This is a genomic window from uncultured Acetobacteroides sp., assembly GCF_963667355.2.
In the GTDB taxonomy this organism is placed as follows: Bacteria; Bacteroidota; Bacteroidia; order Bacteroidales; family ZOR0009; genus Acetobacteroides.
The window spans coordinates 962304-985204 of record NZ_OY763328.2; the positions used below are offsets into that span (position 1 = coordinate 962304).

29 protein-coding genes are annotated in these 22901 nt (G+C 44.4%); 25 read left to right on the forward strand and 4 right to left on the reverse strand.

Annotation, left to right across the window (positions count from 1 at the left end; translation table 11 throughout):
* Positions 1-71: 71 nt before the first annotated feature.
* The 6 genes from ACHZA1_RS03935 to galK all read left to right on the forward strand — a co-directional run bounded on the left by ACHZA1_RS03935 (position 72) and on the right by galK (position 8542).
* Positions 72-2384 (forward strand): glycoside hydrolase family 3 N-terminal domain-containing protein, encoded by a 2313-nt coding sequence (locus ACHZA1_RS03935; RefSeq protein ID WP_320053933.1) that lies wholly within the window; start codon positions 72-74, stop codon positions 2382-2384.
* Between the two features lie 264 nt (positions 2385-2648).
* The gene (locus ACHZA1_RS03940) at positions 2649-3656 is read left to right on the forward strand and encodes a GntR family transcriptional regulator (protein WP_320053934.1); all 1008 of its coding nucleotides are present in this window, start codon (positions 2649-2651) and stop codon (positions 3654-3656) included.
* Positions 3657-3692: 36 nt separating this feature from the next.
* A complete protein-coding gene (locus tag ACHZA1_RS03945; RefSeq protein WP_320053935.1) occupies positions 3693-4601 on the forward strand; it encodes a sugar phosphate nucleotidyltransferase in 909 nt (302 codons plus the stop codon).
* A 90-nt stretch (positions 4602-4691) separates the two neighbouring features.
* Positions 4692-5741, forward strand: a complete 1050-nt coding sequence (locus ACHZA1_RS03950) for an aldose epimerase family protein (RefSeq protein ID WP_320053936.1) — start codon at positions 4692-4694, stop codon at positions 5739-5741.
* A gap of 5 nt (positions 5742-5746) precedes the next feature.
* Positions 5747-7378: a sodium/sugar symporter gene (locus ACHZA1_RS03955; protein ID WP_320053937.1), complete on the forward strand. Its 1632-nt coding sequence runs from the start codon at positions 5747-5749 to the stop codon at positions 7376-7378.
* 15 nt (positions 7379-7393) lie between these two features.
* Entirely contained in the window at positions 7394-8542 is a 1149-nt protein-coding gene (galK, locus tag ACHZA1_RS03960) for a galactokinase (RefSeq protein WP_320053938.1), read from the forward strand.
* Between the two features lie 41 nt (positions 8543-8583).
* Here the strand turns inward: galK and ACHZA1_RS03965 are convergent, their stop codons facing one another.
* Together ACHZA1_RS03965 and ACHZA1_RS03970 are read right to left on the reverse strand one after the other, a co-directional pair.
* Positions 8584-9135: a hypothetical protein gene (locus tag ACHZA1_RS03965; RefSeq protein WP_320053939.1), complete on the reverse strand. Its 552-nt coding sequence runs from the start codon at positions 9133-9135 to the stop codon at positions 8584-8586.
* Between the two features lie 66 nt (positions 9136-9201).
* On the reverse strand, positions 9202-9735 hold the full coding sequence (locus ACHZA1_RS03970; RefSeq protein ID WP_320053940.1) for a flavin reductase family protein: 534 nt from the start codon (positions 9733-9735) through the stop codon (positions 9202-9204).
* 478 nt (positions 9736-10213) lie between these two features.
* Between ACHZA1_RS03970 and ACHZA1_RS03975 the strand changes: the two genes are divergently transcribed.
* The gene (locus ACHZA1_RS03975; RefSeq protein WP_320053941.1) at positions 10214-11128 is read left to right on the forward strand and encodes a DMT family transporter; all 915 of its coding nucleotides are present in this window, start codon (positions 10214-10216) and stop codon (positions 11126-11128) included.
* Between the two features lie 760 nt (positions 11129-11888).
* Here ACHZA1_RS03975 and ACHZA1_RS03980 read toward each other — a convergent pair.
* Complete coding sequence (locus tag ACHZA1_RS03980) at positions 11889-12587, reverse strand: S24 family peptidase (RefSeq protein ID WP_320053942.1); 699 nt, start codon at positions 12585-12587, stop codon at positions 11889-11891.
* A 136-nt stretch (positions 12588-12723) separates the two neighbouring features.
* Here ACHZA1_RS03980 and ACHZA1_RS03985 point away from each other — a divergent pair, with 136 nt between their 5' ends.
* From ACHZA1_RS03985 to ACHZA1_RS04070, 18 genes are all read left to right on the forward strand, one after another.
* Complete coding sequence (locus ACHZA1_RS03985) at positions 12724-12921, forward strand: hypothetical protein (RefSeq protein WP_320053943.1); 198 nt, start codon at positions 12724-12726, stop codon at positions 12919-12921.
* A 91-nt stretch (positions 12922-13012) separates the two neighbouring features.
* Positions 13013-15067 carry a hypothetical protein gene (locus ACHZA1_RS03990; RefSeq protein WP_320053944.1) on the forward strand — a complete coding sequence of 685 codons (2055 nt, stop codon included), beginning with the start codon at positions 13013-13015 and terminating at the stop codon, positions 15065-15067.
* A gap of 16 nt (positions 15068-15083) precedes the next feature.
* Positions 15084-15986 (forward strand): ATP-binding protein, encoded by a 903-nt coding sequence (locus ACHZA1_RS03995; protein WP_320053945.1) that lies wholly within the window; start codon positions 15084-15086, stop codon positions 15984-15986.
* 2 nt (positions 15987-15988) lie between these two features.
* Positions 15989-16690 (forward strand): hypothetical protein, encoded by a 702-nt coding sequence (locus ACHZA1_RS04000; protein WP_320053946.1) that lies wholly within the window; start codon positions 15989-15991, stop codon positions 16688-16690.
* 21 nt (positions 16691-16711) lie between these two features.
* Entirely contained in the window at positions 16712-17152 is a 441-nt protein-coding gene (locus tag ACHZA1_RS04005) for a phage protein GemA/Gp16 family protein (RefSeq protein WP_320053947.1), read from the forward strand.
* Positions 17153-17163: 11 nt separating this feature from the next.
* Positions 17164-17406, forward strand: coding sequence for a hypothetical protein (locus tag ACHZA1_RS04010; RefSeq protein WP_320053948.1), 243 nt, complete (start codon positions 17164-17166; stop codon positions 17404-17406).
* A gap of 3 nt (positions 17407-17409) precedes the next feature.
* The gene (locus ACHZA1_RS04015; protein WP_320053949.1) at positions 17410-17658 is read left to right on the forward strand and encodes a hypothetical protein; all 249 of its coding nucleotides are present in this window, start codon (positions 17410-17412) and stop codon (positions 17656-17658) included.
* Positions 17642-18295, forward strand: coding sequence for a hypothetical protein (locus ACHZA1_RS04020; RefSeq protein ID WP_320053950.1), 654 nt, complete (start codon positions 17642-17644; stop codon positions 18293-18295). The genes ACHZA1_RS04015 and ACHZA1_RS04020 overlap by 17 nt, the downstream gene beginning before the upstream one ends.
* A 10-nt stretch (positions 18296-18305) precedes the next feature.
* Positions 18306-18563, forward strand: a complete 258-nt coding sequence (locus ACHZA1_RS04025; RefSeq protein ID WP_320053951.1) for a hypothetical protein — start codon at positions 18306-18308, stop codon at positions 18561-18563.
* A gap of 24 nt (positions 18564-18587) precedes the next feature.
* Entirely contained in the window at positions 18588-18857 is a 270-nt protein-coding gene (locus ACHZA1_RS04030; RefSeq protein WP_320053952.1) for a hypothetical protein, read from the forward strand.
* Positions 18858-18861: 4 nt separating this feature from the next.
* The gene (locus tag ACHZA1_RS04035) at positions 18862-19032 is read left to right on the forward strand and encodes a hypothetical protein (RefSeq protein WP_320053953.1); all 171 of its coding nucleotides are present in this window, start codon (positions 18862-18864) and stop codon (positions 19030-19032) included.
* A 5-nt stretch (positions 19033-19037) separates the two neighbouring features.
* On the forward strand, positions 19038-19772 hold the full coding sequence (locus ACHZA1_RS04040) for a hypothetical protein (protein ID WP_320053954.1): 735 nt from the start codon (positions 19038-19040) through the stop codon (positions 19770-19772).
* Positions 19769-19993: a hypothetical protein gene (locus ACHZA1_RS04045; RefSeq protein ID WP_320053955.1), complete on the forward strand. Its 225-nt coding sequence runs from the start codon at positions 19769-19771 to the stop codon at positions 19991-19993. The genes ACHZA1_RS04040 and ACHZA1_RS04045 overlap by 4 nt, the downstream gene beginning before the upstream one ends.
* A complete protein-coding gene (locus tag ACHZA1_RS04050; RefSeq protein ID WP_320053956.1) occupies positions 19969-20241 on the forward strand; it encodes a MazG-like family protein in 273 nt (90 codons plus the stop codon). Before ACHZA1_RS04045 ends, ACHZA1_RS04050 begins: the two co-directional genes overlap by 25 nt.
* Positions 20242-20261: 20 nt before the next feature.
* On the forward strand, positions 20262-21314 hold the full coding sequence (locus tag ACHZA1_RS04055; RefSeq protein WP_320053957.1) for a nucleoid-associated protein: 1053 nt from the start codon (positions 20262-20264) through the stop codon (positions 21312-21314).
* An 11-nt stretch (positions 21315-21325) separates the two neighbouring features.
* Entirely contained in the window at positions 21326-21754 is a 429-nt protein-coding gene (locus ACHZA1_RS04060) for a hypothetical protein (protein WP_320053958.1), read from the forward strand.
* 29 nt (positions 21755-21783) lie between these two features.
* A complete protein-coding gene (locus ACHZA1_RS04065; RefSeq protein WP_320053959.1) occupies positions 21784-21957 on the forward strand; it encodes a hypothetical protein in 174 nt (57 codons plus the stop codon).
* 133 nt (positions 21958-22090) lie between these two features.
* Positions 22091-22312 carry a hypothetical protein gene (locus ACHZA1_RS04070; protein ID WP_320053960.1) on the forward strand — a complete coding sequence of 74 codons (222 nt, stop codon included), beginning with the start codon at positions 22091-22093 and terminating at the stop codon, positions 22310-22312.
* 30 nt (positions 22313-22342) lie between these two features.
* On the opposite strand, the gene ACHZA1_RS04075 is transcribed toward ACHZA1_RS04070, so the two are convergent.
* On the reverse strand, positions 22343-22891 hold the full coding sequence (locus ACHZA1_RS04075; RefSeq protein ID WP_320053961.1) for a hypothetical protein: 549 nt from the start codon (positions 22889-22891) through the stop codon (positions 22343-22345).
* Positions 22892-22901: the final 10 nt, after the last annotated feature.

Here is a 22901-nt window from a genome sequence, read left to right on the forward strand (position 1 = left end):
AACGAAACAAACAATGCATAGAATACTCACAATCCTTGGAAATACAAAACAACCTTCAATACAATAGACGAATGAAAAAATCTTTATTTTTCACTCTTCCTCTATCTATATTAACATGTGGCTTGGGATGTTACGCTCAGCCCAATCGAATTTCAATAGAGAAAGAAGCAACTGAACTTTTAAAAAAGATGACCCTAGAGGAAAAGGTTGGGCAAATGTGCCAGCTATCCCTCAACACCATTGGCAAAGGTGCTGATGTGTTTACATCATACGAGCCCTTTATGATTGACAACGAAAGAATAAAAAAAGCCGTTGTCGATTACAAGATTGGCTCCATACTGAACACCTCCAATAATCGGGCTCTAAGCAAAGAACACTGGTCACAGATCATTACCCGAATCCAAGAAGAGAGCGCTAAAACAAGACTGAAAATTCCGATTCTTTTTGGAATAGATGCCATCCATGGGGTAAACTACACCCAAGGCTCGACCCTATTCCCCCAGCAACTGGCGATGGCAGCTACATGGAATAGATCATTGGTAGAAAGAGGAGCTTCTATTACCTCATATGAGATGCGTGCGTCATCTATTCCTTGGACATTCTCTCCTGTACTCGATTTGGGTATCGATCCTCGTTGGCCTCGCATATGGGAAACCTTTGGTGAAGACCCCTACCTTGCAGCAGAAATGGGAGTACAAATGATAAAAGGCTATCAAGGAGCCGACAACAACGTTGGAGCCACCAACAAAGGAGCAGCTTGCCTAAAACACTTTCTAGGATACTCAGCACCTGTTAGTGGAAAGGATAGAACACCAGCTCTTATTCCCAATAACTACCTCTGCGAATACCATCTACCTTCGTTTAAGGCAGCAATTGAGGCAGGCGCAAAGTCTATCATGATAAACTCAGGCATCATTAATGGCGAATCGATTCACGCCAGCCACCGTATACTCACAGACTTACTTAAAAAGGAACTGAAGTTCGATGGTGTAGTAGTAACAGACTGGGCTGACATCGAAAATCTATATAAACGCGACAAAATAGCAGCAACCCCTAAAGAGGCTGTCAAACTAGCTATCAATGCTGGTATAGACATGTCTATGGTTCCATACTCCACTGATTTTTGCGACTATCTTGTGCAGTTGGTTAAGGAAGGTGAAGTATCAACAAGTCGCATTGACGATGCTGTTCATCGTATTTTAGTAATGAAGTTGGAACTCGGACTTTTCGAAAAACCAACTACTGACTATAAGGACTACCCTCTATTTGGCTCAAAAGAATTTGAAAACTCTGCGTACAATGCCGCATGCGAGGCAATTACTCTACTTAAGAACGACAACATTCTTCCAATAAAAAAAGGAGCAAAATTGCTGGTAACAGGACCAAATGCCAACTCAATGCGCACGCTTAATGGTGGATGGAGTTACTCTTGGCAAGGTGAAAAAACCGAAGAATACGCACAAATGTACAATACTATTCTTGAAGCCATGACCAACGAATTCGGTAAAGAAAACGTTCTTTACACCCCTGGTCTTGAGTACAACATGAAAGGACAATACTACGAGGAACAAAATACTGATATTACAGCAGCAGTGGAGAAAGCAAAACAGGTGGATTACATAGTGGCTTGCCTTGGAGAAAACTCCTATACTGAGAAACCTGGAGATCTTCAAGATCTTTACCTATCAGAAAACCAACAACAACTAATAAAAGAACTCTCAAAAGTAGGCAAACCAATCATTTTGGTACTCAACGAAGGACGACCTCGAATCATAAGCAAGATAGAACGGTATTGTAAAGGGGTAGTAATGGCCTATCTACCTGGAAACTATGGAGGAGATGCTCTTGCTGCAATTCTATCAGGTAAAGAAAACCCATCAGGTAAACTTCCTATTACTTACCCAGCCTACCCCAACTCACTCATAGCCTACCACCACAAGCCAGCCGAAGAACAAAAGAAATCAGAAGGAGCCTACGACTACAACGGTGAATTTACGCCACAATATCCATTTGGATACGGACTATCTTACACCAACTTCACCTACAGCAACCTACTACTTAGTTCAAAAGAGTTGCAAAAAAATGGATCAATAACAGTTACTGTAGATGTTAAAAACACAGGCAACCGGAGTGGAAAAGAAGTGGTAATGCTTTTCTCTTCTGATCTAGTAGCTTCACTCACACCTGATGTTAAGCGCCTACGCAAATTCGAAAAGATAGAATTAAACCCAGGCGAACAAAAAACAGTAAACTTCACTATAACACCAAATGATCTTAAATTCTTCGATTTGGAGGGTAAGGCAAAAGCAGAGAAAGGAAACTTCACTATTGAAATTGGCAATTTATCTCAACAGTTGTCACTAGTTGAAGATGTAACTTACTAGTAAAATTCTAATTAAAAGGCCTGAATTCTTACGACTATCACGAGTCAACATAGAATTCAGGCTTTTGTTTTTCACCTACCAGTACACACCACAGAAAACACAATCAAGATACAATTGAAAATATGGTATTTACATCAAAAAGACAGTCATTCACAAACAATAAAAGTTGCTACAAAACGTTAATCCTCCAATCTATAAACGAACTTAAGCTAAGCCATTTCATTTTTTACCTACCTTTACCCACCAGTTAAAAGAGGGAACCTTATGTGCCAACTCGATTTCATTTGCATCGACAAAAGCCTATCTGTTTCGAAGTACAAGCAGATCATCAATTCCGTCCTTGGCGCTATTAGCGAGGGTCGGTTGGTGCTGGGCGATAAAATGCCATCCATTAACGAAATCTGCGACGAATTCGATCTTTCGCGCGACACGGTGCTTGCCGCCTACAACGAGTTAAAGTCAAAAGGTATCATATCCGCTCATCCTGGCAAGGCGTACTATGTCTGCTCCACCAACGTGAAGATGGAGCAAAACATCATGCTTCTATACGATGAATTAAACGCCTTCAAGGAGGAACTTTACAACTCATTCATCAAAACCATCGATGGCAAAGCCAACGTCGATCTCTACTTCCACAATTTCAATCGAAAGATCTTCAACCACCTGCTGAAGGAGAACAACTACAAGTACACAGCCTATGTGGTAATGCCCGCCCAGTTTACCGGCATATCGTCGCTACTTGGTGACCTAAAGGGTAAGGTTTACGTCCTCGACCAGCTTCCTGTGGAGCTGAGAGGGAACTACCCAACCATCTACCAGAACTTTGAGAAGCAGGTGTACAGCGGGCTGATGGAGGCAAAGGATTTAATCGCCAAGTACAAAAAAATCATATCGGTGTACCCTGGTGGTAAAGAGCCAGAGTCTCAGTTACGCGGATTCATCCACTTCTGCAAGGAAGCAAACATCCCCTTCGAGGTGGTAAACGACCTAAAAGATAGAACGGTTAAGGCAGGGGAAGCATACCTAGTAGTTAACGATGCACACCTAGTGGAGTTGGTGAAACTTGCCCGCAGCAACAACTTAGAGATCGGCTCCGACATCGGCATTATCTCGCTTAATGATACGCCACTAAAGGAGGTAGTTGCCAACGGTATCACCACCATATCCACCGACTTTGCCAAAATGGGAGAAACGCTTGCCAACTTTATCCTAAACAAAACAACCGCACAAATCGAGAATCCGTTCTCGCTAATCATCCGCGGTTCTCTTTAATCGAGCATTACAAACAACAGCAATAAAAATAATAAGATGAAACCAACATTGTTGATACTCGCTGCCGGAATGGGAAGCCGCTACGGCAGCCTTAAGCAAATGGATGGGCTTGGTCCAAACGGCGAGACCATCATGGATTACTCGGTTTACGACGCTATCCGCGCCGGATTCGGCAAGGTGGTATTCGTAATCCGTGGCAGCTTCGAAAAGGAGTTTAAGGAAATGTTCTCGAAGGAGCGCTACGGCAATAAGATTGAAGTGGACTACGTGCTTCAGGAGCTAAACAAGATCCCAAGCCAGTTTACCCTTAATCCAGAGCGCTCCAAGCCTTGGGGTACAAACCATGCCGTTATGATGGCAAAGGATGCCATTAAGGAACCTTTTGCGGTTATCAATGCCGACGATTTCTACGGCAAGGATGCCTTTGCCGTACTAGGTAAGTTCCTTAGCGAGATCAACGGCAAGAAGAACGAGTACTGCATGGTGGGCTATCACTTGGGCAATACGCTTTCGGAGATGGGTTCTGTATCGCGCGGAGTTTGCAGCTCTGATGCCAACAAGAACCTAACTGGTGTGGTAGAGCGTACCAGCATCGAAAAGATCGATGGCGTTATTAAGTATAAGGACGAAAATGGCGAACAGGTTGCCGTTGCAGCCGACACCATTGTTTCGATGAACATGTGGGGCTTTACCCCCGACTACTTCGAGCATTCGGATGCCATGTTCACCGATTTCCTTGCCAACAACATGGAAAACATCAAGTCGGAATTCTTTATTCCGCTAGTGGTTAACAAGCTCATCAACGATGGGACATCAATCCTTAAGGTTCTTGACACCAACGCGCAGTGGTTTGGCGTAACCTACCAAGGCGACCGTCCTGCTGTAGTTGAGAAGCTGAATAGCCTTATCAAGAACGGCGAATACCCAAGCAAACTTTGGGAATAGACATAGGGACAAAGAGCGGTGCCTGCCACCTAAAAGGCAGTAAGCACTGCTCTTTCCAAGCCTAACAAAAGCAAAGAGAGACGCCATCACATGAAAATCTCAATAGACAAGTTTGGGGTAACGCCTCAAGGAAAGCAAGTCGACCTAATTACTTTCGAAAACGAAAGTGGGGCATACATTAAGGTTACCAGCTACGGAGCAAAGTTAGTATCGCTTGTTATCCCTGACAAAAATGGCAAGTTAGCCGATGTTGTACTTGGCTACAACGATCTGGAAAGCTACCTTAACGGAGAGCGCTTTTTTGGATCGAACCCAGGTCCATTTGCGAACCGCATTAAGGATGCCTCGTTTACCATCGACGGACAAACCTACCACCTTACCCCCAACGAGGGTGCCAACCTGCTCCATAGCGGCAGCAGCGCCATTGAGGCCGAGGTTTGGGACTACGAGGTAGAGAACGATGCGGTAACATTCAGCTGCAGCATACCCGATGGGAAATACGGATTCCCTGGCGATACCAACATCAGCATTTGCTACAAGTGGAGCAACAACTTAAAGTTGTCGCTGGACTATCGAGCAACTACCAGCAAGCCTACCCACATCAACCTAACGCATCACTCCTACTTTAACCTTAACGGAGATGACTGCGATTCGATACTAGATCATATCGTATCCATTGATGCCAGTAGCTACCTCGAGACGGACTGCAACTCCGTTCCAACAGGCAACATACTTCCTGTTGCAAATACACCGCTCGATCTAAAGGAAGCCAAGGTTATAGGTGATGGCATCTTCAGCGAATACGAGCCTATACAGAAATGTAAAGGTTACGATCACTGCTACGTTATCGACAAAAAGGAGGAAGGACTCTCGCACTGTGCTCGAGTACTCGATCCTAAATCGGGCAGAACCCTGGACGTATACTGTACACTTCCAGGGGTTCAATTTTACACAGACAACTTCGAAAATGGGGTACAACCCGGCAAACATGGCAAAGTCTATCCCAAAAGGAGTGCCTTTTGCCTAGAGCCACAGTTCTACCCTAACAGTCCAAACATTGAGTCTTTTCCGAGTACCCTGCTCCGACCAGGCAGAGAGTACAACCAGACAATAGTTTATCAGTTTAATCTAAAACATTAGCACGCATGTCATTTTCAACATTGGATTACGTTGTCCTGATGGCTTATATTTTGATTATTATAAGCGTCGGATTGTGGGTTTCGCGCAACAAGGGGGGTAAAAAAAAGAATGCCTCTGAGTACTTTATTGCGGACAAGAGCCTTAGTTGGTGGGTTATTGGCACATCGCTTATTGCAAGTAACATTTCGGCCGAGCAGTTTATCGCCATGTCGGGATCGGGTTATGCGATAGGAATGGGTATTGCATCGTACGAGTTTATGGCAGCACTAACGCTGATTATCGTAGCGGTATTCTTCCTACCAATCTTCCTAAAGATGGGTATTTACACCATGCCCGAGTTCCTAGAGCAACGCTACGACAAGCGCGTAAAGACGGTTATGGCCATATTCTGGTTGATCGTATTCGTTTTCGTAAACCTTGCTTCTATCCTCTACTTAGGTGCCCTTACCGTTAAGAACGTTCTTTTTGAAGGACAAAACCTGCTCATATCGGGTGTCGTTGTTGATCCATTATGGATTGGTATCATTGTGCTTGGATTGCTCGCTGCTTCGTTCGCAATCTTTGGCGGATTAAAAGCAGTAGCTGTAACCGATGTTGTACAGGTAGTATTCCTAATTGGAGGTGGCTTGGTTACCACCTATGTTGCCCTAAAAGCACTTGGACACGGAAATCCTCTCGATGGATTCATAACACTTACCAGAGATCACAAGGACCACTTCGATATGGTACTAACCAAAGGTCAGCACATGATAGCCGATGGTAAGGGTGGCAGCAAGGATGCCTACATGGATCTTCCTGGTATTAGCGTTCTTGTTGGTGGATTATGGATTGCCAACCTATACTACTGGGGATGTAACCAATTCATCATTCAACGTGCGCTTGCTGCAAAGAGCATCAACGAAGCCCAAAAAGGGTTAGTATTTGCCGGATTCCTTAAACTTCTTCTCCCCCTAATCGTTGTTATTCCTGGTATTGTTGCATTTGCACTAAATGCAGACATCAGCAAACCCGACGAGGCTTATCCTTGGTTGCTTTCTAACATTGTACCTACTGGTATTAAAGGGTTGGCTTTTGCTGCTCTGGTTGCTGCAATTATTGGTGCTGTTGCCGGAATGCTTAATAGCATCTCAACCATTTTTACGATGGACATCTACAAAGGATTTATCAACAAGAAGGCATCGCAAAACAACCTTGTTCTTACCGGGAGAATCTCTGCTGGTGTAGTTCTTATTATTGCGTTCCCTATTGCGATTATGCTACAGAACCTCGATCAAGCATTCCAGTTCATTCAGGAATTCACCGGTTTTGTTAGCCCAGGTGCTCTTGCCATCTTCCTACTCGGATTCTTCTGGAAAAAGGCATCTGCAAACGGTGCGCTTCTTGCGGCATTAGGTACTTTCATCTTCTCTGTAGCATTGAAGTTCTTAGCACCTGAGATCCCTTTCATGGACCGTATGGGCATTGTGTTTATCCTATGCGTTTTAGTAATGGTTGTTACTGCATACGCTGAGGGTAACAAACCAAGCGACAAAGCAATTATCATTACTCCAGATCTATTTAAAACCACAACTAGGTTTAAAGTATCTGCAGCGTTAATCTGTTTATTTCTTATAGTAATCTACACCATTTGGTGGTAATACCAACATCACAAAATGTTAAAGGAAACAGTTAGAAAGTCTTTCAATGAAAGGTTTCACACCACCGGAGCAGTTTACGCTGCTCCTGGCCGTGTGAATCTCATTGGCGAACACACCGACTACAACCTTGGCTTCGTTCTTCCTGGTGCTATCGACAAGGCTATCATCCTTGAGGTTAAGCCTAACGGCACCGAATCTTTCAACGTAAGGTCTATCGACTACAACGAGGAAACCTCATTTGTAGCAAACGGACAAAAAACTCCATATGCCTGGGCCAACTACATCCTAGGCGTTATCATGGAGCTTAAGGCGCTAGGCTTTACGACTCCTGGATTCGACTGCGTATTTGGAGGAAACATTCCACTTGGCGGCGGACTATCATCATCAGCAGCACTTGAGAGCGCTTTTGCCTTTGCCATTAACGACATGAATGGCTTTGGTCTAAGCCGCATGCAGCTGGCTAAGGTTGGTCAGCTAGCCGAGCACAACTATGCAGGTGTACGCTGTGGAATTATGGACCAGTTTGCCTCGCTGCATGGGCAGAAGGACATGCTGATGAAGCTCGACTGCCGTTCGTTGGATTACGAGCTGGTTCCTTTTAAACTTGATGGATACAGGGTAATCCTACTCGACACCAACGTTAAGCACTCGTTGGCTTCTTCGGAGTACAACGTTCGCAGGGCCCAATGCGAGGAAGGCATTGCTACGATTATCAAGAGACATCCTAAAGTAGAAAGCCTGCGCGATGTTACCCTCGAAATGCTTGCCGAAGTAAAGGCGGAGCTTAGCCCTGTGGTTTACAACCGCTGCGAGTACGTGGTGAAGGAGAACATCCGCCTTAACGCGGCCTGCGAAGCGCTAAAGAAAGGCGACATCCTTTCGTTTGGCAAGGAGATGTACGGCTCTCACGAAGGGCTCAGCAAGTACTACGAGGTTAGCTGCAAGGAACTCGACTTCCTTGTTGATGTGGCAAAGTCGGTTAGCGGAGTAATTGGTGCCAGAATGATGGGCGGCGGCTTTGGTGGGTGCACCATCAACGTTGTTGCCGAGGCCAACCACGACGAGTTTGTTGCAGCAGCAGTAGCTCAATTCGAAAAGCAATTCGGGAAAAAGCCTACCGTTTACGATGTAGTCATCAGCGATGGCGCTAGAAAGATTTCGTAAATAATTAGATAATTAGAGAGGGGGTCAATTGACCCCCTCCTTTATTTTCTACGACATTGATCAATACTACGACTCTCTATCGCACATAAGGCCTTCAGCAGGGCAAGCGAAAGCAAGCTCCCCAAAGCCATTCCTGGCAATAAGAATACCGCTTGTTTCAGCAAGATGAGAAATTCGCCACCTGCCACCAGCAGGACGAGCATTGCCCCCACCTCCGCAATAACGATTAGGATAAAGAAATTCCAGAACTTGGGAGTAATCCTACGGAACACCAACGCAGCTACGACTAGTATAAAAACGAGCACCTCACGCGTTAGCTCTAGCTCCAAAAAGGAAGTATCTGCCCCAATAAAAAAGAAAAATAGCAAAGGGGGAGCAACCGCATTTATCAAACCAAACTCAAATCCAAAAAATATGGTGCCAACTATCACGGCAACAAGCTGCGGATAAAAGTAACTACACCCGCCAGGAAGGCAGGTGAGTATCTCTTTTAGCAGTAGGTACGATAGCACAAAGACTAAAAGATAGAGGTAAAACTCTACATCTTTTAATCCATAAGGAAGAGTTCGTCGACATCTTCGAAGTGCGAACATACAAATACAATTAATTTTAAATGCAGCCCAAGATTATAATCAAAAAAGAGGAAGATATAAATCTCCCTACTTCATGTACGTATTCACAATTTCCCCAATAAACATGCGATGGTAATCGTTATGAGGGTAAAACTTCTTTATTTTCTCCTCAAGGAAATTGGCTGGATCGATATCGGCAAAGTATACTTTTCGGCATTCGCATACCAGTTTAGCTTCCCCGAAATAGGTGCTTCCATGTTCCGAAAGAACAGGGGTCAAGCCGGCCTCCTTTATCTTTTCCACCTTACGGCCTGATACCGTTCCGCATAGCTGCAACGTGCTACGATACTTCTCATCGAAGAATGACACCGTAAAGTAATCTTCGCTTTCAACAAAGCTGTACGTAAACCTAGATGGGCGAACAAAAATCATCACAACGGGCATATTCCAAAGTTCTCCAAATCCTCCCCACGAAGCCGTCATTGTATTGCAATTGTCTGGATTGCCAGCGGTAATTAGCATCCAGTCTTTCCCTATAAGCTTAGTGGCGCTTTTCTTTACCTCATTTATATCAACTTTTTTTAGCATATCGTCATCATTAAGGGTTTCTACTATTGGCAATATTAAAATGTTTTAACAACAATACATGCTATTGCTCCGTTTTTTTTTCATTTTACTGCAAAAATAATTGATGGTAAAAAATCTACGTAGCCAGCTAAAAGAGCAGAAAAAGGTTGGTATTGCAGCTCATATGTTTTTTAGCTTTATCTGCAAATCACACGTATTTTTGCTCGTTTTACACGTATTTATACATCAAATGCACGTATTTTTGATTATTATACACGTCTAATAGCTGTACTTAAACGTTTCTTTTGCATTTTAACACGGTTCATTAACAATTCTACACGATACATTACTACTTTCACACGGTTTTCTACACATATTGTACGGTATACTATCATAAACGTACGATATACTATCACAAACGCACGATACACAGCCTAATCCAAGAGAGTCACCCTTGGGATAATTTCTGTATTTTTCTTAAAGCGAGGCTCGTATTTTTTTGAGAATTGTAAATTTGCCAAAATTCATTTTAATGGCACACCACATTGGGCAGTTGGCGGCTCTTGTCACCGCATTCTGTTGGACGATTACAGGGATAACCTACCAAATAGCAGGGAAAAAGATTGGGTCGGTAAACGTTAACATGATCCGAATGCTCATAGCCATTGTACTTCTTTCGGCATACAGCTACTTTACCTACGGAAGTTTCTTACCAGTTAACGCTACTTCGCACAACATACTTTGGCTGTCGCTATCTGGCCTAGTTGGTTTCGTATTTGGCGATCTCTGCCTCTTTCAGGCCTACGTTGTGGTTGGAGCGCGCGTTGGTATGCTGGTAATGACACTCAGTTCGCCGATTGCGGCCATCTTCGGCTGGCTGATCATGGGTGAAACGATGTCGGCAACCAGCCTGCTGGGAATGGCTTTAACCCTTAGCGGAATTGCCCTAGTGATTCTGGAGCGCCCCTCCGACAACGGTGAAAATGGAACCGAGAATGGGAAACTCAAGCTTTCGTATCCGCTAAAGGGCATTCTTCTTGCCTTTGGTGGCGCATTCGGACAAGGATTTGGGCTGGTGCTAAGCAAGTACGGCATTGGCAGCTACAACGCCATTCAGGGAACGGAAATCAGGGCTATTGCGGCACTGGTTGGCTTTGCTTTAGTTTTCTTTTTCATCAGGCAGTGGCCGAAGTTCTTTCAGTCTGTCCAAAATCCGAAGGTTGTAGGCGTGGTTGCCATTGGCTCGGTGTTTGGCCCCTTTCTGGGAGTATCCCTCTCGCTATTTGCCATACAGCATACATCAACAGGCATTGCCTCCACCATCATGTCCATAATGCCCATCCTCATCATTCCAGCGGCCATCTTTCTATTCAAAGAAAAGGTGACGTCAAAGGAGGTTATCGGGGCACTGATTGCCATTGCGGGAGTTGGCCTTTTCTTTCTGTAGCGCCATCGGCAAGAGATTTTCACCTGTAGAAAACAAGTTTTACCCACAGAAGAGTAACTTTCACCTGCAGGAAGGAGGCTTTTCCCCACCAGAAAGATACTTTTACCTACAGGAAAGTGACTTTTACCCACTGAAAAACACATTTACCATACCGAAATGCATGTTTTACCTACAATAACTCATGTTTTACAAGCTAGAATCAAACTTTCACAGGCAGCTTTGAAACTTCTGCTAGGGGGTAAAAAATGAATTGTATCTGTATAGCATTATAAAATTGTGCGATTTCTGTTTAAACACAATTAGTTACACGTGTTTTGAAATTCGGCAAATTTAAAACGAGTTGTGATTTTCTTTAATTGCAGTTTAATTCTGCTTTAACTTTTAAAGGTGTATTTAAACGCCAATTACCCCACACGTACAAACAGCCATAAACGGCTTTACAGTAGCCTAAATTGGCTAAAATAGCCATATATAGCAGCATTAAAACAGACGCCCGGAAGGTTGATGCCTTACCGGGCTTTTTTATGCAAAAAAGACCCCGAAAAAAGCAACAGGCGAAATAACAGGCGAACAAAACAGGGTTTGAAAATGCGGCATAATCCCCCCGATACATCCAAAAACAAGCCGCTAACATGGGTAAAAAGAAGGATAGCCCCCCCTATATTCCTAGCGTTATATAAATAACAATATGAATTTAAGTTGTGAAAACCAATAATATAGAATAAAACAACATCTAGTAGTGTGCTTCAAAACGTGTGCGCTATCCCATACTGTTGATACGGATTGACGCTTTTACAAGTGCAGCGAATTTGATGCTGTCTAAAGGAACTTCTTTGTCTTGGTGATATTGGTTTTGGGATACGAGCTTAACGTATCCTTCCTTGTCGCTTTTCTGTACGTACTTAACCGTGATATAGGTGTCGCCGTCGAAGTCTATGGAAAGGAGGTACATTTCTCCCCAAAAGATATTTTCCTTGTTATTAATGACCTTGTAAGCGATAATATCTCCAGACTTTAGAAGCGGATACATGCTATCTCCTGTAACATGAACTGCACCATCGCACTTTGGGAGGTTTGGAATGGTTAGATAATCTGTAGGCTTTTGCTTGTGTAAGTCGTCGAATATGGCTACAACACCAGCAACTGCTTCGATGTTGTATAAAGGAACCCTATCAGATCTACGCATATCGTCGGTTTTAAGTTTAAACTCACGGACTATAACGTTTGATTCTTCATTTGCCTTTAACATTTCCCCTCTGTCAGAAAGCAGCCATTCTGAATTTATGTTCGCATTTGCGGATATGGTTTTTTGCAAAACGTCGAACGATGGATTCCCCTGTCTTTTACCTACAATATTCTCAATAACGGTTGGTGCAACCCCTATTGAGTTTGCAAAGGCCCTTTTGTTACCCGAATAAAGTTCATCTATAATCTTACTAAACTTCTCATTGATAGTCATAACACAAAATAATATTCGCAAACGCGTATTTTTAGAGTTTATTATTTTGAAATGTTCGCAAAAGCGTATAATATTGCAATATGTTTCTGAAGTAAAACACCCTGTAAAGATATTAATTTTTAAAAGCGGAGATATCATGAGAAAAAAAAAGAAGGTTGAAGGGTTGAACCCCATACTGGTTGACCTTGGGGAAAAAAAGGTTCTTGCAGAACTTTTTAAAGTAAGTCACCCCACTGTGCGTAAGGCGTTAAACGGGGAAATTGAATCACCAACAGCGCTACGGATAAGGAAGGCCGCAATTGAAAGAGGCGGCATTGAAAAAAAACAGAATTAATACTGCCCCAATATCAATCCCCGACGATTTGAGTACGTGTAAGCAGCCACATCGGAACCTGCCGGGGAGCAAACGGAAAATTAAGGGATTTATGGAATCACCATACGAATACCATAACGATATACTAGGCGTGCTAGCCCGATACCTGTTTGATGGACGTAATGCCAGCGAGCATAGCCTAAAACTTATAGGAGAGCGAGGATTCCAACTTCGCATTAGCAAGGGGGCTTTAAGAAAACTCCGTTCAAATGGGCCAGGAACTCCCATGCTTGTGATGTGGGCTAGCCTACCGCAAGCATGGCGCGATGCACTGGTTAAGACATTTGGAGCTCCACCTGAAAAGGTAAGGGTTCCTCTGTTCGAATCGAAGTACGAACGGGATGCTAGGGCACTTGCATTCTACTCATCGTGCGAAACCAAAGCGGGGGTGGCGCTTACCGATGAGGCCATTGAAGAGTATACCGTAAACGCCTCGGTGCTAAATACGCTTAATAAGGTGTACACCGAACGCGTAGGCTACCGCAAGAGCCTGCGAGGTTCTACCAAAACAGCATGGGAGGCTACGGTGGACGAATGCAACCGTGTAAAGGAGAAATTTGGGCATACCCTTCCATCTAACCCTACCCGACTTAGGCAAAAGCTTAACGAGTATAAGAAAAACGGATACAAGGTTCTTATTCATGGAGGTTGGGGTAACGATAGCGCAAGGAAGGTTGATGAAGATATTGAGCAACTGCTTAACTGCCTTTTCGCGAAGCAGGAGCATAAGCCAACGGCCACCGAAATTGCTCGCCAGTTTGATGGTTTCCTTTCAGGCTACATTGAGCTGACCAACGAAAGAACAGGAGAAATATATAAACCATCTGACTTTTCGATTAAGTCGCTGAGCACGGCAACTGTTACCAACTACCTAGCGGAATGGCGTAATGCTATCGGAACGCAAGCGGAGCGTAGCGGAGATAGGCAGAAGTTCATGCAGCGCTTTAAACCATACGCCTCGATGGATCAGCCAACGATGGCTGGTAGCTTAATATCCATCGATGACCGCCAACCACCGTTTGAGTATGCAAAGGGCAAGCGCCTATGGTTCTATAACGCCATCGATATTGGTAGCGAATGCTTCACCTGCTGGGTTTACGGCAAAACCAAAGAAGGAATCATCATCGACTTTTACCGTCAGTTGGTAAGAAACTACACCATGTGGGGGTTAAGCATGCCTGCTGAGCTTGAGGGTGAGAAAAGCTTAAACTCCAGCTTCCAGAGTACCTTCCTAAGAGAAGGAGCCATGTTTGAGTATGTCAGGATTGAAGCCAACAAGGCACGAGGTAAGCGAATAGAGGCCTACTACAGACAGCTACGCTACCAGTTGGAGAAGAAGCGCGAGGGATGGCTGGCCCGTCCGTTTGCCATTAGCGAAGCGAACGAGGCAGGTCCAGGACAAGTGCCACAAATACCCTACGAAAAGATAGTTGAAGGCTGCCTTCGCGATATCGAGACTTGGAACAACATGCCTCACTCCAAAATTAAGGACAAAACACGCTGGGAGGTATTTCTGGAGTCGCAAAATCCAGACGTGCAGCCTACCAACTGGAGGGCCATACTCCCATCGTTAGGCTATAAAACCCGAACCAGCTGCCATGTTGGAATAGTTAACCTGCAGTATGAAGAGTACCTAATTGGTGATGCTGAAGGCATCTGTACGGGGGATAAACTCCTACATCTGATGGATATCGTGGAAGGACGGGAACTGGATGTTTACTGGCTGGATGATAATGCCGGGAAAGTGATGAAGGCGCTTGTTTATCTAGCCGATGGTGACCGCTACATCTGCGAGCTACACCCTAAACCCCGATACAACAGGGCAAGAATTGAGCAAAAGGAATCGGATAAAAAGGCCTTAGAGCTGATGAGCCGCTACACCGCTACCATAGATGGCTACATGAGCCGCCAAAAGAAGAAGCTCGAACGAATACACATTGAGGATAAGAGGCCAGTGACTCCGAATCGCAAGTTTCAGATTAGCGAGCTGAAGCCAATGGCGCTTCCAACGACTGAGCATAAGGCAGAAATGATGCCAGCGCTGGAGGAGTTTGAAAACGAGCGCTGCGAGGTATCGTATAGCCGCTCACTAAAGGATAGATTCTAATTAAAAAACAACCGATATGTTACAGCTAACCAACGAATTTAAAAATAGCGTGATTACAACGCTACTTGAGGTTCGAAAGAACTTTGATGGTACCGATGCTGCTTTTGCTCGTCAGTGGGGCATAAACGGCTCTGTTTTCAACCGTATGAAGGCAGGCGAAACCGAACAGATTTTGAAGGATGGAAAGTGGTTGAGCCTTGGCCGTGAATTGGGAGTTTCTATGTCGGAGCGCCGATGGAATACGGCAAAAACGGAAGTATTTAAGACCATTGAGGAGGACGTACTTTTTTGTAAGGAGTACGCTAAAGGGCGAATTTGCGTAGACGATTGTGGCATTGGTAAAACCTATACCGCTCAGTACCTATCAAGATCCCTTAAAAACTGCTTTTACGTCGATGCTTCTCAAGCTAAAACAAAGCAGCTGTTCATTAGGCTTATAGCCCAACGTATAGGATTGGATTCGACAGGACGATTTGCCGATGTAAAGGCCAATATCAAGTACTACATAAAGATGCTTCCTAACCCAATCATCATAATTGATGAGGCTGGCGACCTTGACTACCCCGCCTTTTTGGAGCTAAAGGAGCTATGGAACGGAACCGACGGTGCCTGCGGATGGTACCTGATAGGTGCTGATGGTTTAAGAGCCAAAATAGAAAGAGGAATCAATGGTAGAAAAGTAGGCTACCGAGAACTTTTTAGCCGATACTCGGAACGATATACATCTGTAGTGCCCACAGGCAACCATGATAGGCTTCAGTTTTACAGGAAGCTCATAACAGACGTTCTTGAGGTAAATATGCAGGATAAGAGCCTACTCCCTACGATACTTAAGAAGTGTCTAACAACCGATGGAAGCGGGTACGTAGGCGGTTTACGCCGCGCTGAGAGTCTGCTAATCCTAAACATGGAGGCTTAGAGATGGAGGAGCAAGCGACTGTTGGGGTAGATATAACGGATAAGGGAGCCGAGAAGAAACGAACGCAGCCAAGAAGCCTAACTGCGGCAAACGTACTTCAAAAGAAAAGAGGTCGAACTGTTAAGCTGCAAAACCCGATACTACGCCAGCTGATTGGTGAGGCTGAAGCGAAGGGTTACTGGCTGATATATGGCATGGAAAAGAACGGTAAAACGTGGTTTACGCTTCAGCTGGCAAAGGACATCTCGCTATCGGAAAAGGTAGCCTACATATCAGCAGAAGAAGGTGTCGATGACTCGTTTAAGCAAGCATGCCTAAGGGCTAATATAACCGCATCGGACAAGATTGTTTTTGACGAGTACTTGTCGGTAGATGATATTGTAGAGAAGTTTAGCAAGCCCAAGACTCCCAATATCATCATTATTGATAACCTAACGATGTATGCCGATGAGCTTAAGAGTAGCCGACTAAAAAAGGATCTACTTGATAGGCTACCCAATAAGCTGATCATTCTTATTGCCCATGAGGATAGAAAGAAACCATATCCTGCAGTAGCGCAGATGGCGAGAAAACTCAGCAAGGTTATTATCAACGTAGTTGGACTACGAGCCTTTGTGGTAAGCAGGTTCTCTCAGGGAGGACATGTGGATATAGAGGAACGCAACGCGGAGCTCTACTGGGGTGAAGTTGGTCAAGCAAGTTAAACCATTCTAAAAAACATAACCATGCAAACCGTACACGAAAAATACCTGATAAAACGCCTGCACACCCTATTTGGGAGGCTCGGATTTGACAAGGAATCCAAGCGGGAAATGCTGTTTGAAAACTACGGGGTGACCAGCAGCACGGACTTAACCTCGAAGCAGCTCGCAGAACTTTGCGACAAGCTGGAATGCGAGCTGAATCCACAAAAAAGGGAGCTGGATAAATACCGCAAGCGCGTTATTGCCGCCATAGGCGGATGGCTTACTGCAATGGGCCGGGAGAACGATATCAAGCTGATTAAGTCTATCGCCTGCAGGGCTGCGGAAACCAAGGCGTTTAACGATATCCCGCTGGAGCGCCTACGATCAATCTACAACGCCTTTATCAAAAAGCAAAAGGACTTAAAATTCGTGGATAACCTAACCAAAGCCGAGATAGAGGTTGCCTCGTATCTCAACTAATACCCATTAGCATGAAAACCGAAGAAAAACCAACCAAACAGTATGACACACGGACGTACATGCGGGCGCTTAGAAAGGCCAACAAGGAACTTAATAAGCTGCAACGAATAGTAAGCACGTGCTCCACCGACGATTTGGACAAGAATTTACGCCTTTACCGCGCTGCCGAACTTAAGGTGAAGCAGCTGGAGGATAGAATAGATCCTCCGTTGAGTGGTAAATACGATATCGAACCCTTACAAATAATGCAATAGGCTATGGAAGTTAAGGATAAGCGTAGCACACGAGAGGCTCTTGTGCTGGATATAAAGAGCCTCAGCAAGCTGGTAAATGCTCGACATGACTGGTTGAGCAAACCAGAAAACCGCAAACGGAGAACCTATCAGGCGGTTGCGGAAGATACACGAACGCTGGAACGCCGCCTGCAGGAACTGAAGGAAGAAAACTTGAACGAAATAAACCGAGAAAATCAACTAAAAAACAATAGAGATGAAGCAAAAAGGTAAAGTTTGGACTGATGGTAGCGGCAAGCAGCTGGATACATGGGCTATTAATCCAGTGCTAAAGGTTGAAGAGAAGCATGCCCAGCGCATTGCCGGGTGTGCCCTTAAGGCAGAAAAGGCGCTAAAGGAGCTGAACGATGCTGTTGATGATGCCCAGCAGGAAGTATACGAGGCAAAGCTAAAGGATGCTCAAGTAAAGGACTACAAGCGCCTACCTACGCCAGAATCGCTCACCTTCTCGGCTTTCGACAAGACCATCGGCGTTGATATCAGAACCACCCGTAGGCTAATATTCGATAAGACCTACGTGAGCATCGTAAAGGCAAAGTTTGAGGAGTTCTTTGCTGTGTTCGACAAGGACGAAAAGGAGTCTAAGAAGTTCTCGTTTCTCCGCGACATGGTAAACTCCCTACTCTTTAAGGGTAGCGGCGACCTAGACCAAACAAGCGTTAACGAGATACGCGCCCATAAGGCTACTGCAGAACGCAACAAGATCCCCGGATGGGAGCTATTTGTAGAAGCGGTCGACCTATTTGACAAGGCCATCCGAACCGAGCCGGGCAACCGCCTTTACTACGTTGACGTGGCGGAAGAAAATGGGAAGATGCGCAGGGTAGCTCTAAAATACACGGACATCTAAACGTTGGGTTGTGGAAAACTCTAAAATATCGGTAAGGGCACAAGATGTTGTGCCCCTACCAAAACCCAGACATGTGCTGGATGCCGATGGATACAAGGTGATGCTATGCTCCTTCTGTCATGGGTTTGGGTTCCTGACTCAGATGAACGACAGAATGGACGACTACGAGGATGTTGTATGCTCGAATTGCCAAGGCACCGGAAGGTATATGATACGATACGAACCAAAGAGGTTGGAGTTCTTTAAAAAGCCAGTTAAAACCTATTGAAAAACCATTTAAATGCCGCTTAAAATGATACCAGAACTAGTAAAAGCAACATTAGCCGCATACGCCGTAGTTGGGCTGGTAACCATTATCGCTGGAGGCTGTAAAGATCATATTGGCATCGGTAATGCCGACAGCTACAACGATTGGCTTGCTAAAAACTACAAGATTATCGGTGATAAGTACTACCGAATTCACCCACCAAACTGCTTTGAAAGTAATAAGGAGCGCAGGAAGCGCTACAAGGTGTATTGTGAAACTACCAATAGAAGGAACAATGGCAAAAAAATCGTTTGAAGAAATGGTACTTGTAATGCGTCAGCTGCAAAAGGAGTACAATAGAAGCAGAGATAAGAAGATGCTTTCCTTAAAGATAATGGCGGAAGTAGGGGTTGACGAAGCGCTCTGCGCCCTATTCCCTGAGCAAACAGAGCCAGAACCGGAAGAGAAACTTCCATCACTATTTGACTAAACGAGATGGTAGATAAATTACTCAGTAAGCTTGGCGTTGGATTTGTGCTCCTGTTTATGGTGTGCGAGCTGAGCTACATTAACTCGAAAAGCCTGCTATTCCTGGGCAACGAGTTTGGAGCGATAGACAAGCTCTTTGCCGTGGTAGGCTCTATGGCCTTTAGCATGGTCACCGTGCTGGTGATGCGCAAGAGCCGGGAGAGGTGGATAAAGGTGGTGTTTCCGGCGTTTGATGCTCTTCTCGTCTTTTGTGGTTTTAACCTTCAATTCGCCGCTCAAATTGCATCGGGGCATGATAACCCCGTTCGTTTACTTCTGTCGGTTTTTATGGCCGTTTTTACAGGATTAATCACCTACTCGCTCGGTTTGATTAACTACACCGACCACGTGGCCGATGCAAATGATTCGAAACGATACGCAGAGGATGTTGAACGAATCAAAGCGGAATCGAAATGTATCATTGATGATTTGGAAAGAAACGTTTCATGCTTGTCGGTGGCGGTTGGTGAATCAGAATCGAAGGTTACTGAATTAAGTCTGATACTCGATCATGAGAAAGCGAAACGCCAGCGATACGAAAATGCGGCAAAGGATTTCATGGCGAATCATCTTTGTTTCCTAGCGTGGGGGGCAAAGAAGAAAAATGAATCGAATCGAACGCCTGATGAAAAGAAGGCGATTACCCTTGCGGAAAAAATCAAGGCTGGAGAGTCTGTAAAACTGGAGGAGGTGCTTGCATGAAAACAAAGGAAGAGTTAATCCGAGATATGATAAACTTCTTGTCTAATCCACCGAAACTTGAAACCATATATGACTCCATGCTTTTCCTTGAAAAAATCAAAGATAAACTGGATGTGATATACAACGAAGGGTGTATAAAAGGCTTTGAAGACGCTAAAAAAGTTTCAACAGTCTACAATCAAAAAACTAAAGCATTATGGATTCAATCTTTGAAGAGATAAAAAATGAAAGGCTCGCTCAGGATGCCAAATGGGGTGAGCAAAACCACAAACCCATAGAATGGGTTGCGATATTAACTGAAGAAGTTGGAGAGGTCAGCAAAGAGGCTCTCGAAAACCATTTCAAAGAGTACTACCGAGATGTTGATCGCCTTGCCAACTACAGAAAAGAGCTTATTCAGGTTGCCGCCGTAGCGGTAGCCATGATCGAGAGTCTTGAAAGAAATAAACCCTTATATCAAAAGTTGTAACCCTTATAAAATCTAAAACAATGATTCAATTTTCAGAGGCCACAATGGTTGAACTTTACGTTCATGGTGTAGGTAATAAATTTGTTGGAGACGGCGTGTCGTTTTCGGAGAATGAGGTAGCCATTGACAATAACGAAATGCTTACCGGACTGCTGCTGAACTTCTTCTTTGCTCCAATAAAAGGGGACGCCTACTTTAATTTTTGGCATGCTACATCGCTCGACTTAAATCCCGTTTATAAAACGGTTGAGCAGGTGTTTAGTGGTGGCCATACATTGGGGCATGCAAGTAAAATATTGGCAACGTTGCTTTACGAGGTTTCGGATCACCCCAACATTAAAAGCGGTGAGCTGTTCGTTGCCCTATTTAAAGACATAGTATGCGATGGAGAGGTGGTAGATGGGTTGGGAATCTTTAAGTCGGAAAGTACACAGGCAAGCCTAGTGGTAGAAAACAATGGCAAGGGTAAGAACCTTAAGCCGATTATTGGAATTAACCCTACCTCGCTGGATAAGGCATGCTTAGTGCTTAATACAGAATCGGACTTTGGCTACAAGGTGTGCGTGGTTGATAACACATCAAGGAATAGCGAGGCTGTTTACTGGAAGGAAGCCTTCCTGCAGGTTAAGGCTAGAAACGATAGCTACTACAAGACCCGCACCTACCTAGATGTTTGCAAGCAGTTTGTAAAGAAGGTGTTCAACGAGGATAATGAGGTAGATCCAGCGGATCGGGTGGATATGCTCAACCGCACCGCGCAGTACTTTAAGGATAACGAGGTGTTTAACGCTGGTGACTTTGAGGCAACGGTCCTGGAGCAGCCCGAGATCGTTGAAGCCTTTAAGGATTACAAGGATAAGTACTCGACACTCTACCAAGTTAAGGTAGAAGATGAATTCGATATTTCGGAAGGGGTTGTTAAAGGCATGGCCAAGCAGTTTAAGAGCGTGATTAAGTTAGACAAGAACTTCCATATCTACATGCATGGCAACCGGGAGTTAATGGAAAAAGGTTACGATGCCGAAAAGAAGATGTCCTTTTACAAGATTTACTTTGATTCTGAAACCGTTTAAACATTTGACCAATGCATGTGCTACTAGTATCGTCAAAATTTGATGGTGAGATAGAGCTGCGGTACGATGAGAATGGCGTACTGGAAAAGTTTGAGAATAGGGCGAAGCTTGAACCCGCCATGCTCAAGTGGTTTCTCGATTACTTTCCGCTAACGACGGGAGTTTTGACGTGGATGATCGACAACACGAAAACGCTACGATTAAAGGATGTTCCCATCGACATAACCTTTGCCTCGTTTTGGGAGCGGTACAATAGGAAGATCAACCGCAAGCGATGCGAGCCGCTTTACGACAAGCTGGATGAAAGCGAAAAGGTAAAGTGCATAATGGCAATCAAACAGTATGATTTCTTTGTACAGCTGCATAACCGGGCAAAGATGGATCCGGAGAACTGGCTAAAGCGGTACGGCTGGGAGACCGAATGGAGCAAGATTAAATAATGTAAATCCGAAGTTTAAACTCAATTGTTATGGAAAATTTTCCGAGACGTAATCAGTTGGATAAATGTACTCCTGCTGAATTATCCATCTACAAAGCGATGGAAGAGGTTGAAAAAGCAGGTGCGGATGTAAAACTTACAGACGCAATTACAAAACTAAATGAAGCCCTAAACTTAGTCGCAGATTTTGTCGATGGTAAATGATTGTTAGGTGCAAAATGTAGTTTATAGAAAAAAAAGAGGCGCGAATATCGAGCCTCTTTTTTTGCAAAAAGCATAAAATAGGAATTCATTATATTTGTAGTACAACTTTACCCCATTCGAAAAAATCTACTGTATGCGTAAGCGTGACCTTATAAAAAAGCGAGATCAGCAGCTGGTACAAAAGTTTCACGAGCTGTACGATGTAAAGCGCAAACGGATGGACGATGTTCTAAAGGAACTGTCGGAAAACGTGTTCTTTTTGAACGAGGACTACATCTATAGCCGAATATTCTACTGCCAAGAAAATAACGCTTACTACAACGAGCTACTTAAAAGCAAATCGCTGCAAGATTAAGGTTTAAAAAAGGGGATTCGATCCCCTTTTTTATTTGGTATCGACAAAAAACAGCGGATTAGCGTCAATAACCTTAGGTCTTTCAATTCTCGAACTTTCAACAGCTATATCAGCCACAGGCTTGTCAGGATAGTCAACCTTTGCGCTGGAGTCCTCTATCACACAGCCAAACGAAATGCGGTACAAGTTGCCGGCACCGCCACTTTCTTCTTTCCCCATTCCAACTCGCCTAAGCGTACCGTAGTTGACACCCGATTTTCCGTGAAAAGTCTGGTGGATCTTTGTTAGCGTCCTGAGAAACTCAAGTGCAGAGCCTTGGTTGTACGATCCTTGGTAGGTGTCGCTAAAGGTCTCGTAGAAAAGGTACATGTCTATTTGAGTGTCGCAATCCTGAATGAGCAATCCCTTATCGTCGCACCCGATCGTGTTGAAGGAAAGGAATAGCGCAGGAGTCGGAAATGGCAACTCATCGGTTAGGTAGGCAACCTGATCGTGCCATAAGTCTACCCATTCCACTTCGGGCAGCTTCTCTTTAATCGTTGTAGATAGCTCTACGTATAAGTCATCCCATGCTTCCATTGCTAGTATT

What these genes read in the sequence shown, in the direction of transcription:
- ACHZA1_RS03935 (WP_320053933.1), top strand. Translation starts at nt 72, where the DNA reads ATGAAAAAATCTTTATTTTTCACTCTTCCTCTATCTATATTAACATGT.
- ACHZA1_RS03940 (WP_320053934.1), top strand. Translation starts at nt 2,649, where the DNA reads ATGTGCCAACTCGATTTCATTTGCATCGACAAAAGCCTATCTGTTTCG.
- ACHZA1_RS03945 (WP_320053935.1), top strand. Translation starts at nt 3,693, where the DNA reads ATGAAACCAACATTGTTGATACTCGCTGCCGGAATGGGAAGCCGCTAC.
- ACHZA1_RS03950 (WP_320053936.1), top strand. Translation starts at nt 4,692, where the DNA reads ATGAAAATCTCAATAGACAAGTTTGGGGTAACGCCTCAAGGAAAGCAA.
- ACHZA1_RS03955 (WP_320053937.1), top strand. Translation starts at nt 5,747, where the DNA reads ATGTCATTTTCAACATTGGATTACGTTGTCCTGATGGCTTATATTTTG.
- galK (WP_320053938.1), top strand. Translation starts at nt 7,394, where the DNA reads ATGTTAAAGGAAACAGTTAGAAAGTCTTTCAATGAAAGGTTTCACACC.
- ACHZA1_RS03965 (WP_320053939.1), bottom strand. Translation starts at nt 9,135, where the DNA reads ATGTTCGCACTTCGAAGATGTCGACGAACTCTTCCTTATGGATTAAAA.
- ACHZA1_RS03975 (WP_320053941.1), top strand. Translation starts at nt 10,214, where the DNA reads ATGGCACACCACATTGGGCAGTTGGCGGCTCTTGTCACCGCATTCTGT.
- ACHZA1_RS03980 (WP_320053942.1), bottom strand. Translation starts at nt 12,587, where the DNA reads ATGACTATCAATGAGAAGTTTAGTAAGATTATAGATGAACTTTATTCG.
- ACHZA1_RS03985 (WP_320053943.1), top strand. Translation starts at nt 12,724, where the DNA reads ATGAGAAAAAAAAAGAAGGTTGAAGGGTTGAACCCCATACTGGTTGAC.
- ACHZA1_RS03990 (WP_320053944.1), top strand. Translation starts at nt 13,013, where the DNA reads ATGGAATCACCATACGAATACCATAACGATATACTAGGCGTGCTAGCC.
- ACHZA1_RS03995 (WP_320053945.1), top strand. Translation starts at nt 15,084, where the DNA reads ATGTTACAGCTAACCAACGAATTTAAAAATAGCGTGATTACAACGCTA.
- ACHZA1_RS04000 (WP_320053946.1), top strand. Translation starts at nt 15,989, where the DNA reads ATGGAGGAGCAAGCGACTGTTGGGGTAGATATAACGGATAAGGGAGCC.
- ACHZA1_RS04005 (WP_320053947.1), top strand. Translation starts at nt 16,712, where the DNA reads ATGCAAACCGTACACGAAAAATACCTGATAAAACGCCTGCACACCCTA.
- ACHZA1_RS04010 (WP_320053948.1), top strand. Translation starts at nt 17,164, where the DNA reads ATGAAAACCGAAGAAAAACCAACCAAACAGTATGACACACGGACGTAC.
- ACHZA1_RS04015 (WP_320053949.1), top strand. Translation starts at nt 17,410, where the DNA reads ATGGAAGTTAAGGATAAGCGTAGCACACGAGAGGCTCTTGTGCTGGAT.
- ACHZA1_RS04020 (WP_320053950.1), top strand. Translation starts at nt 17,642, where the DNA reads ATGAAGCAAAAAGGTAAAGTTTGGACTGATGGTAGCGGCAAGCAGCTG.
- ACHZA1_RS04030 (WP_320053952.1), top strand. Translation starts at nt 18,588, where the DNA reads ATGATACCAGAACTAGTAAAAGCAACATTAGCCGCATACGCCGTAGTT.
- ACHZA1_RS04035 (WP_320053953.1), top strand. Translation starts at nt 18,862, where the DNA reads ATGGTACTTGTAATGCGTCAGCTGCAAAAGGAGTACAATAGAAGCAGA.
- ACHZA1_RS04040 (WP_320053954.1), top strand. Translation starts at nt 19,038, where the DNA reads ATGGTAGATAAATTACTCAGTAAGCTTGGCGTTGGATTTGTGCTCCTG.
- ACHZA1_RS04045 (WP_320053955.1), top strand. Translation starts at nt 19,769, where the DNA reads ATGAAAACAAAGGAAGAGTTAATCCGAGATATGATAAACTTCTTGTCT.
- ACHZA1_RS04050 (WP_320053956.1), top strand. Translation starts at nt 19,969, where the DNA reads ATGGATTCAATCTTTGAAGAGATAAAAAATGAAAGGCTCGCTCAGGAT.
- ACHZA1_RS04055 (WP_320053957.1), top strand. Translation starts at nt 20,262, where the DNA reads ATGATTCAATTTTCAGAGGCCACAATGGTTGAACTTTACGTTCATGGT.
- ACHZA1_RS04060 (WP_320053958.1), top strand. Translation starts at nt 21,326, where the DNA reads ATGCATGTGCTACTAGTATCGTCAAAATTTGATGGTGAGATAGAGCTG.
- ACHZA1_RS04065 (WP_320053959.1), top strand. Translation starts at nt 21,784, where the DNA reads ATGGAAAATTTTCCGAGACGTAATCAGTTGGATAAATGTACTCCTGCT.
- ACHZA1_RS04070 (WP_320053960.1), top strand. Translation starts at nt 22,091, where the DNA reads ATGCGTAAGCGTGACCTTATAAAAAAGCGAGATCAGCAGCTGGTACAA.
- ACHZA1_RS04075 (WP_320053961.1), bottom strand. Translation starts at nt 22,891, where the DNA reads ATGGAAGCATGGGATGACTTATACGTAGAGCTATCTACAACGATTAAA.